General features: G+C 44.0%; 12 protein-coding genes and 4 tRNA genes. 6 read left to right on the top strand and 10 right to left on the bottom strand.

Features of this window, described 5'->3' with window-relative positions:
• The 9 genes from B4240_RS11095 to B4240_RS11055 all read right to left on the bottom strand — a co-directional run.
• Positions 1–216, bottom strand: a 216-nt coding sequence (locus tag B4240_RS11095; RefSeq protein ID WP_296237584.1) for a GTP-binding protein, incomplete at its 3' end; no start/stop codon positions are given.
• Between the two features lie 511 nt (positions 217–727).
• Positions 728–802, bottom strand: a tRNA-Thr gene (locus tag B4240_RS11090).
• Positions 803–903: 101 nt separating this feature from the next.
• Positions 904–977: transfer RNA gene (locus B4240_RS11085), tRNA-Gly, on the bottom strand.
• Positions 978–1063: 86 nt separating this feature from the next.
• Positions 1064–1147 (bottom strand) — tRNA-Tyr (locus B4240_RS11080).
• A 67-nt stretch (positions 1148–1214) separates the two neighbouring features.
• Positions 1215–1290 (bottom strand) — tRNA-Thr (locus tag B4240_RS11075).
• 434 nt (positions 1291–1724) lie between these two features.
• Positions 1725–2756, bottom strand: a complete 1032-nt coding sequence (locus tag B4240_RS11070) for an FHA domain-containing protein (RefSeq protein ID WP_296239208.1) — start codon at positions 2754–2756, stop codon at positions 1725–1727.
• Positions 2757–2870: 114 nt separating this feature from the next.
• Entirely contained in the window at positions 2871–3671 is an 801-nt protein-coding gene (locus B4240_RS11065) for an RsiV family protein (RefSeq protein ID WP_296239206.1), read from the bottom strand.
• A gap of 200 nt (positions 3672–3871) precedes the next feature.
• Positions 3872–5467, bottom strand: coding sequence for a peptide chain release factor 3 (locus B4240_RS11060; RefSeq protein WP_296239205.1), 1596 nt, complete (start codon positions 5465–5467; stop codon positions 3872–3874).
• 173 nt (positions 5468–5640) lie between these two features.
• Complete coding sequence (locus tag B4240_RS11055) at positions 5641–6558, bottom strand: hypothetical protein (protein ID WP_296239204.1); 918 nt, start codon at positions 6556–6558, stop codon at positions 5641–5643.
• A 322-nt stretch (positions 6559–6880) separates the two neighbouring features.
• Here B4240_RS11055 and B4240_RS11050 point away from each other — a divergent pair, with 322 nt between their 5' ends.
• From B4240_RS11050 to B4240_RS11035, 4 genes are all read left to right on the top strand, one after another.
• Positions 6881–7294, top strand: a complete 414-nt coding sequence (locus B4240_RS11050) for an organic hydroperoxide resistance protein (protein ID WP_296239203.1) — start codon at positions 6881–6883, stop codon at positions 7292–7294.
• Between the two features lie 186 nt (positions 7295–7480).
• Positions 7481–10447, top strand: a complete 2967-nt coding sequence (polA, locus tag B4240_RS11045) for a DNA polymerase I (protein ID WP_296239202.1) — start codon at positions 7481–7483, stop codon at positions 10445–10447.
• 472 nt (positions 10448–10919) lie between these two features.
• Positions 10920–11222 carry a hypothetical protein gene (locus B4240_RS11040; RefSeq protein ID WP_296239201.1) on the top strand — a complete coding sequence of 101 codons (303 nt, stop codon included), beginning with the start codon at positions 10920–10922 and terminating at the stop codon, positions 11220–11222.
• Positions 11223–11415: 193 nt separating this feature from the next.
• Positions 11416–11757 (top strand): hypothetical protein, encoded by a 342-nt coding sequence (locus B4240_RS11035; RefSeq protein ID WP_296239200.1) that lies wholly within the window; start codon positions 11416–11418, stop codon positions 11755–11757.
• Between the two features lie 147 nt (positions 11758–11904).
• On the opposite strand, the gene hemH is transcribed toward B4240_RS11035, so the two are convergent.
• Complete coding sequence (hemH, locus tag B4240_RS11030) at positions 11905–12924, bottom strand: ferrochelatase (protein ID WP_296239198.1); 1020 nt, start codon at positions 12922–12924, stop codon at positions 11905–11907.
• A 564-nt stretch (positions 12925–13488) separates the two neighbouring features.
• Between hemH and metX the strand changes: the two genes are divergently transcribed.
• Both metX and metW read left to right on the top strand, forming a co-directional pair.
• Entirely contained in the window at positions 13489–14901 is a 1413-nt protein-coding gene (gene metX, locus B4240_RS11025) for a homoserine O-acetyltransferase MetX (protein WP_296239215.1), read from the top strand.
• Positions 14898–15515: a methionine biosynthesis protein MetW gene (metW, locus tag B4240_RS11020; protein WP_296239197.1), complete on the top strand. Its 618-nt coding sequence runs from the start codon at positions 14898–14900 to the stop codon at positions 15513–15515. Before metX ends, metW begins: the two co-directional genes overlap by 4 nt.
• The last annotated feature ends 79 nt before the right edge of the window (positions 15516–15594 follow it).

Below are 15594 nucleotides of genomic sequence, written 5' to 3'. Positions count from 1 at the left end.
GGTGTCATATTCTACGTGTGAGGTGTTGATGGTGATGCCACGGGCTTTTTCTTCTGGGGCTGAGTCAATTGACGCGTAGTCTTTGGCTTCGCCACCTGAGGTTTTTGCTGCTACGGTTGCAATCGCTGCTGTTAGGGTTGTTTTACCATGGTCAACGTGTCCGATGGTGCCGACGTTAACGTGTGGCTTGTTGCGTTCAAACTTGGCCTTTGCCATGGGTATTTCCTCTTTATTGATGAATCTTTAACAATCAAAGATCGGTAAATAGCTGTTTGACGGCTTATGATGCATAAAAACCATCAAACCGTTGACGCTATGGTTTAGCTACTAACATTTATTAAAGATGATCGGTAGCCTAGCTACTGTGTACATTTTTATATATGGGCATTATACTTGATTTTCAATCTCTTGCATATCGTGCTATTTGCTAGCGCACTTTGATAATACAAGGTGAGATACTCGAATATTACTTATAAGTTATTCGAATTATAAGTTATAAGCCACTTTTTGTAAGGCGATTTATAAAGCTACTGACAGCACTAAAAGGCAACACCTCAGTGTCACCTTTAAATTATTAATTGCCACACTCTATTTATAATTTTCAATATTTTATTATTCGGTATCAAAACGATGCTTAGTAAAATATCATACTTGGCAAAATGCTGTACTTTGGCAAATAGCAAAGACGATGCAGAATACTTAAACAATAACAAGCTAAAACAATAAATGGAGCTCATATCGAGAATTGAACTCGAGACCTCTCCCTTACCAAGGGAGTGCTCTACCGCTGAGCTATATGAGCATATTCTAGTTAACCGATAGGTTGCACTAAAAAAAATATCACGATGCAGCAATACTAACTGACTGTCGTGATGTTTGATGGTGTTTGCGATGGTGCATATATGGAGCGGGTGGCGGGAATCGAACCCGCGTCATTAGCTTGGAAGGCTAAGGTGTTACCATTATACCACACCCGCATTTACTCTTATGTGACCTTGACCCTAATATCGAGTTGCTAAGGCGGTAGAGTATGCTTGGCGCTAGGACAAACTTTGAAAAAATATGGTGGTGGGGGAAGGATTCGAACCTTCGAAGCTTTCGCGACAGATTTACAGTCTGTTGGGTTTGACCGCTCCCCAACCCCACCTTAGGTTGCTTTGTACAAACTTCACTTCAATGTAAAGCAAATTCATAAAAAGCTACTTTGAGAGAGATGGTGCCGACTGCCGGGATCGAACTGGCGACCTACTGATTACAAGTCAGTTGCTCTACCAACTGAGCTAAGTCGGCTTGTTCTCTCAAAGTGGTGGCTATTCTATCAAATATTTTGACAGACGCAAGCCCTTTTTCAGTTTTTTTAGCATTATTTTGATAAAGACCGTCAAACGCTTGATTGTATTGCTATTTTTTCTTGTCTTAAATTAACCTTTTTCTCACCATTTATTTAACGAGCCATTATTAAAACCGCAGACTGCCAGTACTTATCAGACAATTTTTATAAATCATACAATTTTTATAAGCTGGCAGTCGCCGTATTTTAGAAAATACTATTACATTTATAGCGATAAATAATAAATATATTCGGTTCAAAATAAAATTGTTACGTTAATATCCTCGTGCTGTTGTGATAAATTTTTCTTACTTGCGGTACGCAAGCGTGCCAGAGGCTGCAAAAAATTATCCCGCCAGCACTTTGGAACGGTTTAAATCGCATAGACCATGCCTTACATACCGCCTTGATTAAATAACCATAATGCTAAGCCGATAATTAAAATGGCTATAAATACCCATATAAACCAACCGCCGCTCGGTTTTTTCTCAGCCTGTCCTGGATTAGCAGGATTATTGATGGCTTGATCCATCGCATTATTGCCGGCTGTGCCCAAATCGCGAGGTTGACCGAGGTTGGCAGTGCCTGAAAACTGCGCAGTAGCGGCTTGCTTGGCGCGTAGGACATCAGGATCTGCTTCTTCTTGCAGAGTAGTTGTGGTGGTTTTATCGTGCGCCGCCGCATCCGTATCATATTGAGCTTGACGAACTGCGCTTGGTGCTGGTTCATCGACAACTGGCGCGCTAGTTGGCGCTGGGTCTCCTTTAGGCGTCATTGCTGCCTGCTCGTTTGGCTCAGTGATAACAGGAGTGACTTCAGCCACTTCAATCGGTGCTGAAGCATCATTATCGGCCGCAGATAACACCTCATCGATTCCTGTTTCTTTGACCGCAGGTTCTTCATCGAGAGTTTGTTTGGTAACCGGTTCTTCAACGACAGGTTCAGCGGCGGCAGGCGTCACTGCCGTGTCATCTGTGGTTTTAGGCTCAGCAATAGTATCGGTAATAGTATCAGTGCTCGCGCTTGGCAACGGCTCATCTGCTATTACGTGAGCAGGTTGTTCATCATCTAAATTCGCCGTAACAGGCGCACTCACTTGAAAATTAAAACTTGCAAAGCCCAGTGTATCATTGGCATCAAGACGCTTAGATTTATTGGTCTCGATACGCTGCGCATTGATAAAGGTGCCATTTGATGATTCTAAATCCTTGACGTACAACTCGCCGTTTAACACGCTTAATACCGCGTGATTGCGCGACACTTGCTTGCTGCCGAGCACCACATCGTTATCACTACCGCGCCCAACAGACAGACTGTCGCTGACGGTTAAAGTCAGATCGCCCAGCGCTTCGGTCAGGGCATTAAGTTGCCAGGTTGCACCCTCTGTAGCGACTGGTGTATTGGCGTTTTCTGTAGGGTTGGTCATGTTATCACTCCTTAATTTTATTTAATGTTTAATGGCTATTTTTATTTAACATCTGTTTTCAAATAACTGGCTTTATAAAACAATATGAATAGCGGCTAAAAATTATCGTCTGCATTATTTAGGTATAAAACGAGGTTTGATGATCCCGCCGAGCTTGTCGTAAGGAATACTCAGCACGGGCATGCCATAGGCGTAGGGGCCAATAGAATAATGCTGATAACGTATATCGATCCCCTTGTCGGTCAAAGTCACGTTGTCACTTAAGGTAAATGGCCAGTTTTTCTCATAGCTCGTAACGTCGTCAGCGACCGTTTTTACCCACTCTTTATAAGCACCGTAAGCTAGCGCTTTAAAGCGAGATTTTTTATTGGGCTGGAGCATATCTGCCAATTGGATTTGGCTTTTGGTTTGCGGGTCAAATATCAGATACTCGCTATACGGCATGCCATGAGCGCCGCCAGTAAAGACATAAGAGTTGATTTCAAACAGCTCAAAGTCACCGACGTGACCCAAATATTCGGGCGTTACCATGAGGCTATAAACAAAAACGCTATCAACTGGTAAATCAGTAAACTGCGAGCTAACAAAACCGTCGATAGCCGCTTTAACCTCTGCTGGGCTGCTTTTTTTGGCGATAGGCACAGACTCAGTCGGTTTACTATTGACGACTAAATTATCGATACGCGCATTGGTCAGTGTGTTTATCCAAGCATGATTGGTGTTGAGATATTTCACCTCAATATCTGGACAATTATCACGCGCCGCGCATTTTTCTGCTATCTTTTTGGGCAGCTCGTAATCTAAATACTCAGTATGGCTGATCAGGCTCGCCGCCTGTGCCGACAAGCTTAGTGCCCCAAGCAATACGCTACTACTTAATACAGAGGTTAGATAAGGGTTGAGTGCAAATTTCATATAGCCTCTTTAACGCACAAATTAAGGTTTATTGACATTCTACCGTAACTGCGGCGCTGTATTGTAGGGACACTGTTTGTGTTTTTGAGTACTTAATGTTGATGCGTCAGCTTATATTGAGCTGCAACAAAAATTTTTATAATAAAAAAGACACGATAGCGTGTCTTTTAAAAGTAAGGATAAAGATTGATAAGTCAGTTTTAATGCTCGCGTGTACTGCTAAAGGTGATTTCTGGGTAGCGGTCTTGCATCAGCTGCAAGTTCACTCGCGATGGCGCTAAATAAGTCAAATAGCCGCCGCCATCTATTGATAACTGGTCATGGGCTTTTTTCTTAAACTTCGCCAGCGCCACTTCATCATCACAGTGAATCCAGCGTACCGTCGCAATCGATACTGGCTCAAAGATACATTGCACTTTGTATTCTTCTTTTAGGCGATGGGCGACCACTTCAAACTGTAGCACACCGACCGCGCCCAAGATTAAATCGTTATTAATCTGCGGCATAAACACCTGCGTTGCGCCCTCTTCGCTCAATTGCTGCAAACCTTTTTGCAAGGCTTTTGATTTAAGCGGGTCTTTTAATACCACGCGGCGGAATAGCTCAGGGGCAAAATGTGGAATACCCGTAAAGTTTAACTCTTCGCCTTCAGTAAAGCTGTCACCTATAGAAATGGTGCCGTGGTTATGAAGACCGATAATATCGCCCGGATAAGCTTCTTCTAACGCTTCACGGTCACCTGCTAAAAAGGTTAACGCATCGGCAATACGCACGTCTTTACCCAGACGCACGTGCTTCATTTTCATGCCTTTTTCATATTTGCCCGAGCAAACCCGTAAGAAGGCAATGCGGTCACGGTGACGCGGGTCCATATTGGCCTGAATCTTAAACACAAAACCGCTAAATTCGGTTTCAGTTGCGGTCACTTCGCGCTCATTAGTCGGATGCGCTTTAGGCGGCGGCGCGTATTTAACCAAGGTATCGAGCACCATATTGACGCCAAAGTTACCCAGCGCTGTACCAAATAATACTGGCGTCATCTCGCCCGCCAAAAACTCGTCAACGCTAAAGTCTTCTAGCGCCATTTGTACAAGCTCAAGCGACTCCTCAAAAGCATCAAACATCAGCTTGCCCAAGCGCTCTCGAATATCAGGATAATCATAGCCTTCGCGCGTTTCAGCAACCGTTATCTCGCCGCCGTGGCCTTTTTCATAAAGGTAGGTTTTGTTTTCGGTTAAATGATAGACGCCAACGAAATCTTGTCCCATACCGATAGGCCAAGTGACCGGAATACATTTAATTTTTAACACCGCTTCGATTTCACTTAATAGCTCAAGCGGCTCGCGAATTTGACGATCAAGTTTATTGACAAATGAGATGATGGGCGTATCACGCATGCGGCAAACTTCCATCAGTTTGATGGTCCGCTCTTCGACACCTTTTGCGCCATCGACCATCATCAGCGCACTGTCTACCGCGGTCAAGGTACGATAGGTATCTTCACTAAAATCGGCGTGACCCGGCGTATCTAGCAGGTTGACCACATGGTCTTTATAAGGGAACTGCATGACCGAAGTAGTAATCGAAATACCACGCTCTTGCTCCATGCTCATCCAATCAGATGTCGCATGACGGTCGGTTTTGCGGCCTTTAACTTCACCAACTACCTGAATCGCTTGCCCCCATAGCAGCAGCTTTTCGGTCATGGTGGTCTTACCCGCATCGGGATGCGAGATAATGGCAAAGGTGCGGCGTTTGGCAACTTCTTTGCCTAATTTCTTTGGATCTACGCTCATAATTTCGGCTTCAACGGTTGTGTCATTTAGAAATCAATCTAAATAAATAGGATAAATAATGGGCGTATTGTAGCGGATTTAGCGTTTGGGTGCAGAATTAGCGCATAAAAAAACATCCTCTCATGAACAAATAAAGAGTATTCATATTTTTTATCTTTAGATATTTTTAAACGTTAATAGTAGCGCTTGATTTCTCTTTCTAAAAAGTCAGCGGCGACATCATTGACTATCGTGCAATCGACCACACCGCGAAAGCTGTTGGTATTTGGATTGCTGCTGCCTTCAGCCACATAACTGGCTTCATAAATTTCTTTACCATATTCAACACCGTTATACTGATAAGCGGGTTGATTTTTATATTCAAAAAACATCACACGCCCGGCTTTTTGTTTATTGCCCACGCCGACGCCAAACTCCGAGGTGCTATGCTCTCTATCATCACTAAAACGCGCTTCAGCTGCCGCAATCCATTTATCAAGCGCTGTATATCCGGTCTTGTCTTTTTCATTAAAGGCTAAAAATTTACGCTCGCTAGTAACGACGGGGTTGTAGCAAACTGAGCCTGCTGGAAACGCTAAATTGGTTGGCAGTTTAGAGTAGTGACTTAAGGCCGTCTTAATGCCGCGACTATTGCTTAACGGAACGCCTGCACGGTAATCATCTGCCTTCACACCTGATAAATCCAAGGTTTTATAAGTGGTTTGATAATTGAACTTGTTATTGGTATTTTTTTCATAAATAGGCCATTTGACCGTATGACATTTGACTTCGATATTTTTATGTTCTAGGCGCCCTTCAAATTTATCTGCCAATATCGTTTTATCTAAGGTATTCAAACTTTGATTGCTATAGTTATTGACAAGATTTCTGGTTTTAATCTCATACTCGCCAGTACGGTAGGTTTCATCGACGCGCGCAATTGCCGTGTCGTTGGCTTGGCTGTCATAACTATCGGCAAATCTCGTCAGCGTCATACTGTTGCTACTGCCTGCGCCAAAAAACATGTCCTCTTCTTCGCAGCCGACGAGCGCAAGCGTCATTAAAGAGATCATACTCGGTAACAAAATCCATTTATGCAGTGAGGCAGTCATTCAGCAATGTCCTTTTGGTTAAGAGCTTTTTGTCTATTCTAATATGTTAGTAAAATGATTTTTGTGATTAGTTTACATTAATAGTATCGTTAATTATATATCAAAACCCTGCCACCTTTGCTGCTATCGCACCTTTAGTTAAGTGTCTCTAGTAAGTTACCATTTTCAAACTTGTTCCAAACTTACCGTGTATGTTTAGTGCTGCCCATTGTGCTACCCTAAGGGTTTGCTATGTAAAATTGCTTTTCTAGATAAGATTACATAGTAAAGTGTATAGTAAACATGCGACTTAATGATAAAAACCAACAACAAAGGATGTGTTATGAAAACATTGTATTCTACGCAAGCAACCGTCACTGGCGGCCGTACTGGTAACGCCAGCCTGCAAGACAGCGATTTGACGATCAATATGGTCGCACCCGGTTCTGGTAAAGACGGTAATAATCCAGAGCAATTATTTGCCATGGGTTACGCCGCATGCTTTGATGGTGCACTTGCGGCGGTTAAAGGCGAAGAAAAAGCAAAGTTTGACTCGACTACTGAAGTATCAGTAGATTTGATGAAAGGCGAAGGTCTAGACTTTAAATTGGCGGTAAAAATTCACGTAGTTGGCGAAAATACAGAACTTTCCGCCAATGAATTTCAAAAGCTGGTCGAAAAAGCCAATAAAGTTTGCCCTTACTCGAAAGCCACGCACGGCAATATCGACAGTGAAGTGACGTCAGAAGTAAAGTAATACGAATTTGATGCTTGTTGTTTTATAAAAGAATCCAGTTAGCGCTGGGTTCTTTTTTAGATTAAACGTGAATATAAAAACCAAGCACACAACAACATCTATTAACTTTTAAGCAGTTCGGCAAGCACAGGTTTTATCGTTATAATAAACATATATTTTTATCTAATAAATGATAAGTGACTTTCTATGACCGACAACGATCACAACTCGCACTCGCCCATCGATCCCAATACGCTACCGAATTTTGCCACCATGCCAAATGTAGCAACGATGGACACCAACCATGTGAATAAAGAGCAGCCACCTTTTATCTTGGTCGATGGCTCTTATTATTTGTTTCGCACCTACCATGCCTTGCCAAAAACCATGCAAAATTCTCAAGGTCTGGTAACCAATGCCATACGCGGCACATTAAATGCGCTATTAAAGCTGATGCGCCGCTATCATCCAACCCATATGGCGGTTTGCTTTGATACCAAATCACCGACCTTTCGTCATACGATGTCGGAAGAATATAAAGCCAATCGCCCAAAAATGGATGCTGAGCTTGCCGAGCAGATTCCTTATATCCACCGTTTAGTCACCGCCCTAGGGATTCCGTTATTACGTATCGAAGGCGCGGAAGCCGATGACATTATTGGTACGCTTGCCCATCGCGCCGTTGCCGAAGGTCATCACGTCGTTATCTCAACCGGTGATAAAGACATGATGCAGCTGATTAATGACTGCGTGATATTAGAAGACAGCTTCACGGGTAAAATCACTGATAGCGCAGGCGTGGTCGAAAAATTTGGCATCAATCCTGATCAGATGATTGATTTTTTAACGCTGATGGGTGACTCATCCGACGGCATCAAAGGTGTGCCCGGTATCGGTAAAAAAACGGCCAAAGATTTGCTCAATGAATATGGCACAATCGACAACATGCTCAAAAACGTCGCCAATATCAAAGGACGTGCAGGTAAAAATCTGGTCGAATATGCCGGCGATATCCCATTCAATACCCAACTGGCAACCATCGTCACTGATTTAGAAATTGGACAGGACTGGCGAGATTTAAAGATCAATACCGACCCGTGCGCGCATATCGATGAGCTACGCGCGCTCTATAGCGAGCTTGAGTTTAGAAATGAGTTGGCATCGCTTGACCACCCCAATCATCCAGCCAATGCTAATGGAAACGGCGCACAAAGCGTTGCCGACAGTCAGGCTGACGCTGAATCACAAGCGCAAATCGCCAAATCTTTACAAGCAAGCATCGTTAACAATATCAAGAACAGTAAAAGTCACGATAAAGCGTGGCATACCATTTTAGACGAGCCTGCTTTTGACAATTTGGTTAAAGTATTAGAATCTGCGCCGCATTTTGTCATTGATACCGAAACCACCAGCGTTTATTGGCGCCAGGCTAAGTTAGTTGGGCTATCGTTTGCCGTGCAAGCCCATGAAGCTTATTACGTGCCGCTGACCCACTGCCTCGAAGGTGACGAGCTAACCGCCAAACAGCTTGATCGCGATACAGTAATGGCACGTTTAAAACCCATTTTAGAAAATCCCAACATTGGCAAAATTGGTCAACATTTAAAATATGACGCGCATATTCTAAGTCTTTATGATATCGACCTCGTCGGCGCGATTCACGAACGTCCCAATAACTGGGCAATGGATACCATGCTTGCCAGCTACGTCATCAATGCGGCGATTACTCGTCACGGCATGGATGACTTGGCGCGGCACTATTTGCATACCCAAACCATCAGCTTTGAAGACGTTGCTGGTAAAGGCGCAAAGCAAGTGTGTTTTGACCAAGTTGCCATTGATTTGGCCAGCGATTATGCGTGTGAAGATGCCGATATTACCTATCAGCTATTTGATTTATTTAGCCAAAAATTGGCTGATGACGAAAATAACGCCAAATTGCTCCACGAGTTAGAAATTCCAACCGCAGAAATACTCTACCAAATGGAAGCAAATGGCATTTTAATCAAGCGCCCGTTCTTAAATGAACTATCAAAACGTTTTGATGAAGAGATTATCGCGCTTGAAAAACGCGCTTACGATGTCGCTGGCGAAGCATTTAATCTTGGCTCACCAAAACAGCTCGGTGAGATGCTGTTTGAAAAACTTGGCGTGGCGGGCGGTAAAAAAACCAAGTCTGGTCAGTACTCGACTGGCGAAGCAGTATTATCAAAGATTGACCATCCGTTGGTTGAGATTGTCCTTGAATATCGCGCGCTATCAAAGCTTAAAAGCACTTATACCGATGCCCTTGATAATGTGGCAGATAGCGAGACTGACCGCGTCCATACCAGCTATCATCAAGCGCTGACCAGCACTGGTCGCTTATCTTCAACCGATCCTAATTTGCAAAATATTCCCATTCGTACCGCGACGGGTCGCCTGATTCGCCAAGCCTTTATCGCCCCCGAAGGTCGCGTGATTTTAGCGGCGGATTACTCACAAATTGAGCTACGTCTGATGGCGCATTTTTCAGGCGATGCAAACTTAACCCGCGCCTTTAACGAAGGCTTAGATATTCATACCGCAACGGCGGCCGAAGTACTTGGCAAAGCGGTCGAAGAGGTCAGCGCCACCGAGCGCCGAAATGCTAAAGCCATCAACTTTGGATTACTCTACGGTATGAGTGCCTTTGGTCTGGCCAAGCAGCTACAAATGGGCCGGAGCGAGGCGCAGGACTATATCGATATGTATTTTCAGCGCTACCCAAGCGTCAAAGACTACATGATTAATACGCGTGCCAGCGCCGTAGAGCACGGCTACGTCGAGACGATATTGGGCCGTAAGCTTTATACGCCCGATATCAATCATAGCAATCGCATGGTCAAACAAGGCGCTGAACGGGCGGCGATTAACGCGCCGCTGCAAGGATCAGCCGCGGATATCATTAAGCTTGCGATGATTGCCGTTGATAAAGTATTGCCAAAAGAGCAGGCAAAAATGCTACTGCAAGTCCATGATGAATTGGTGTTTGAAGTCGATGCTGATAAAGTCGATGACATTCGCCAGCTGATTACCGACGCCATGCAAGATGTGTTGACGACAACCGCCGCCGAAAAAGGGTGGAATGTTGACTTTGCCGTGCCGTTACTCGTTGAAACTGATATTGGTAGTAATTGGGATGAAGCGCATTAATGGCTGAGCTTTCTCACAGTATTGGCTAATTTAAAACTGGCTCAAATACAAGAAAAGCTTAAACGATAGCGTTTAAACTCGCTAATAGCAGTACACTGATCTTAGCAGTATAATAAACCTAGATTAGATTGTTTTTTACGGGTTAGTGCTTTAAATATTGCTTTTTTATACGGTAGTTTACGATTTAAGTGAGCCTTTGCGCTCACTTTTTTATTTTTAACATTAGGAGCGTTCCATTTTACATTCAGATGGCGTCATCGAAATCCCTGGTAATATTATATTAATCATCTGCTTGCTACGTTGCACGCAGTATGTAGTACAAAGCCGCAGCAAGCAAAGCCGCTATTTTTGGCTGGCCTCAATTCTCGTGTTTCTTGAAGTGATTCGTCGTGAATTAAACTACTTACCAGATCTCTTTATTCCTAGCGATTTTTCGTTTCTCTCCCATTCCTATGACTGGTGGGAAGATAGCGTGCTCGTAATCATTTTGGTTTTCATTATTGGATTGCTTACCTATTCATGGCGTTATCTTTGGGCAGTGTTAAAGGACGTTAGGGTAAGCTTATACCTCATCGTAGCCGTATTGGCCGTCTTACAATATATGGGTGAAAATGCTATTTTGATCCCTGAAAGCATCGGCGAGATGGTAGAAGAGATTTCAGAGACGATTATTTATACCATCGCCTTGGCTTACTTGTGGCGTTTTAAACTTACTGAGTTTGAAAGTCGGTTTTTACCTCAGCCAAACTATGACGACATGTGTAATACCAATTAGCAGCAACTGACAGCGAGGTTTTTAAATTTATCCCCTTGTCTTCTTACATTTTTTGAACATCCTGTGACACCTTATTACTGGTAGTCGGCTTCATAACGCGGCACACTGATAGCCATAAATTCGATAATTAACTCTAACAATCATTAACCATAATAATGTGAATAGTATTGATAACAATAATGAGGACATATCCATGGACAATTCAAAAACCCCGCTGCCAGAAGAGATGGATCATATTGAAGGCGATAGCAGTATGGATGATAACGAAGACGGTAGCCAAGAGATTGATTTAGACAATCCTATGCTGCACACCTTTGATGATGACGATGTGATCGATAATTCGGCAGGATTTAGTAATTCTGAAGTGGGTACGGATGCGACCCAAGGCATTACGCCGATGCATCGCCAAAACGTCGATGAGGCGCGTATCAATGAAGTGTTGGTTGAAGAAAATTTAGATGACGACGATTATCCTGATATCGTCGATATCGCAGACAAAGATGCGGCAGAAATTTCTAATGATGACAATTTTTAAAGAAACGTCCTCTTTAAAAAAACGTCATCTTTAAAAAATATTGTATTTTAAAGAAGCATTATCCAAAAAAATACCGGACGTGACGTGCGGTATTTTTTTATGCCGTATTTTTGTGTTATTTAATTTTTATGCCATTTGCCACGTCAATTAAACCCAACCATCCAACGTGCCCACCCAGCCTTTGACCAACGGCAAGCTTAAAGCTTCAAGCAAATCAATGTGCCCCTCATCAAGATTCAACGCTGGAATATAATGATACTCCTGCCCGCCTGCGTTTAAAAAATTATCACGGTTTTCGATTGCCAACTCCTCTAAGGTTTCTAGGCAATCGGCAGAGAACGCTGGACTAATGACTTGTACTGAGCGCACGCCCGATTTGCCCCAATCTTCTAATACCACATCGGTGTACGGCTTCACCCACTCTTGCTTACCAAAACGCGACTGGAAACTGATAATCCATTCATCATCCTTTAAGCCAAGCTCTTGAGCAACTTGCGCGGCGGTACATTTACAGCGTTTTGGATACGGATCACCTTTATCCGCGTAAGGCTGCGGAATCCCGTGAAAGCTAAACATCAATTTTTCAGGCTTACCATGTTTTGCTTGAAAGCGGCGAATCGAGTCGGCCAATGCTTGAATATAAAGCGGATGCGCAAAGTAGTCTTTGACAATGCTATAGTTCGGCAAGTTGCGCTGCTTTAGCGTCCATTTCGTCAACGCATCATAAACCGCGCCGCCTGAGGTCGCCGAATACTGCGGAAATAAAGGTAAAATGACGAAATGATCCACGCCCTCGCTACGCAGCGTGTCCATCACCTCGGGCAAACCAGGATTGCCATAGCTCATCGCCGCATGCACAGAAACGCGAAATGGCGCGGCGCTATTTGCCAAACGCAGCTCGAGCAGCTCAACCTGACTTTTTAGAATTTTACGAATCGGTGAATCGCCTTCCCAAATGCTGGCATAAGCCTTTGCCACGCGTGTTGGGCGGCTTGGCAAGACAAATAAATTGAGTATGATTGCCCATAAGAATTTTGGAATTTCAATCACCCGCGGGTCGGACAAAAACTGTCTTAGATAACGACGGACGGCAGGCGCGGTCGGCTCATCGGGCGTACCTAGGTTGACTAATAAAACGGCAATACGTGGCGGCAATTCAGGTTTCATAATGGCATTATCTATTATTGGATTATGTTATTGTGATGTTATAAGCTTCGAGTATCTAAAAAGCATTTCAAATAAAGTAAAAAATAAGCTGAATTAAAAATGCAAAATTAAATGCTTTAGCCACTTATTTGGCAATAGTACTATTAAGTACTAATTAACCACGCTTAGCAATTATCAAAATTAACTAAGCAGGTTTTGATTAATTAAATACAAAATCACAGCTAAATACTAGGTTATATCGTTATCATCAGTGTAACATTTTATCTGTCGCAAACGCAGGGTAAAACGCTGGATGTTGCACCTGATTGCGGTGAAGATAGTGTCTGTTTAGACATTACTTGAAAGACTGCGCGCGAAGGTTGTACTCCTAGGCGCATCGCCATACAATAGACAAGCCTAATTCAAAAAACATCGGCAAATGACTGTCGCCATCTTAAGTTTGTTTATTTATAACCGTCGTTTTACTTATAACTGTAGTTTTGTGAGGTAGCTTTGAGCGCACGTTCTGATAGTACCAGTGAACACTCCACCAATCATTCTTCTAATACGGCAGGTGCCGCCGGTTTGGCAGGCTCGGTTGGCATCGTCACGCCGCAGACTTTTCATTTCGCTGAGCCGTTGACCTTGGAGTGTAACCGCACCCTGCCCGCGTTTGATTTAATTGTTGAAACTTACGGCACGCTCAATAGCGACAAATCAAACGCCATTTTGATTTGCCATGCCTTGTCTGGTAGCCATCATGCAGCGGGTTTCCATAGTGACGATGATAAAAAAGCCGGCTGGTGGGACAATATGATTGGCCCCAATAAAGCCATTGATACCAATCAGTTTTATGTTGTTTGCTTAAATAATATCGGCAGCTGCTTTGGCTCTACAGGTCCCACGACGATTAATCCAGATAGTATAAGCGATGGTGGAGAACCACGAGTTTATGGCCCTGACTTTCCCCTTGTCACCATTAAAGACTGGGTAAAAACCCAAGCCATGCTCTCAGACCGACTGGGCATTGAGGTGTGGCACGCCGTCGTTGGCGGCTCAATGGGCGGTATGCAGGCCATGCAATGGTCGGTCGATTATCCAGAGCGTTTAAAACGCTGTGTGGTCATTGCCAGTACGCCAAAGCTTTCAGCGCAAAATATCGCTTTTAACGAAGTTGCGCGTCAGTCCATATTATCCGACCCCGATTTTAAAGATGGGCGCTACTTGCAGGCAGGTACTTATCCTCGGCGCGGGCTTATCCTTGCGCGCATGGTTGGCCATATCACCTATTTGACCGATGACGCCATGAAGGCAAAATTCGGCCGTGATTTAAAATCTGGTAAATTTATGTATGGCTACGATGTTGAGTTTCAGGTCGAAAGCTATCTGCGCTATCAAGGCGAACGCTTTAGCGAAAACTTCGATGCCAATACTTATTTGCTCATGACCAAGGCTTTAGATTATTTTGATCCAACGCGTGACTATCCATCAACGTCATCGTCAGCATTAGGAGCAGAAGAGCCATTAGAATCATCAATCGGCGCCTCAGTAAAAGCGGATACTAACAAGGACGAGCTTGAAAAAACATTAGCTGACAGCGCCGATATCGAGGACATTGATACAACCAACGAGCAAGAACTCAGCGCGCTTAAAGCCGCCTTTGCCCATACGCAGTGCCAATATCTGATCGTGTCATTTACCACAGATTGGCGCTTTGCTCCGGAGCGCTCGCAAGAGATTGTCGATGCATTAATGGCGACTGGCAAACCGGTCAGCTATATCAATGTTGATGCGCCGCATGGTCATGATTCGTTTTTATTTGATATTCCACGTTATATGGGCGCCGTTAAAGGCTTTTTGACCGCGCCATTTATCTCTGATGCCACTTTGACAAAAAGCCAGTCGAAAAAAAGCCAACCGAAAAAAAGCCCGATAAAAAACACTCAGTCAAAAGACAGTCGTCAAAACAGCCGACCAAGTACAGGAGCGCGCTCATGAGAATGGATCATCAACTGGCTGAGCGCTGGATTGCACCGCATTCACACGTGCTGGATTTAGGCTGTGGCAATGGCGATCTGCTGGCACATCTGCAACAAAAACGCGGCGTGACCGGCTACGGGCTTGAGATTGACGGCGATAAAATCAATGAAGCCATCGCTAAGGGCTTATCTATCGTCGAACAAGATCTCAATGATGGCCTAGCGCGCTTTGCGGATAACAGCTTTGATACCGTCATTATGGCGCGCGCCCTGCAAGCGGTAAAAGCGCCTGATGTGTTATTGCTCGATATGCTACGCGTTGCCCGCGAAGCCGTCATTACCTTTCCCAACTTTGCCCACTGGCAAAACCGCCTGCATTTGGGGCTAAAAGGTCTAATGCCCGTTTCAGAAGCGCTGCCTTATGAGTGGTATAACACCCCGAACATTCATTTATGCACCTTTAAAGACTTTGAGCAGCTGTGCGCGCAGCACGATATTCATATCATCAATCGCTTTGCCGTCAGTGATTCTGAAAAAGGCCATGCGCCGCTGATGACAGCGTTAATACGCCAAGCACCCAATCTGCTCGCAGACGTCGCTATTTATCGCGTGACCAAACAAAAACCTGAGTAATAGCTGTGTTTATTTATTCTTTATTAAAGGACAATTAAACACCATAAGTCATCATTTTAACCTTAATAGATTGTTAAAT

The sequence above is a fragment of the Psychrobacter sp. UBA5136 genome (assembly GCF_002414005.1).
Lineage (GTDB): Bacteria > Pseudomonadota > Gammaproteobacteria > Pseudomonadales > Moraxellaceae > Psychrobacter.
Note: the sequence above shows the minus strand (reverse complement) of the source record. Positions and strands in the feature narration are given on the sequence as shown.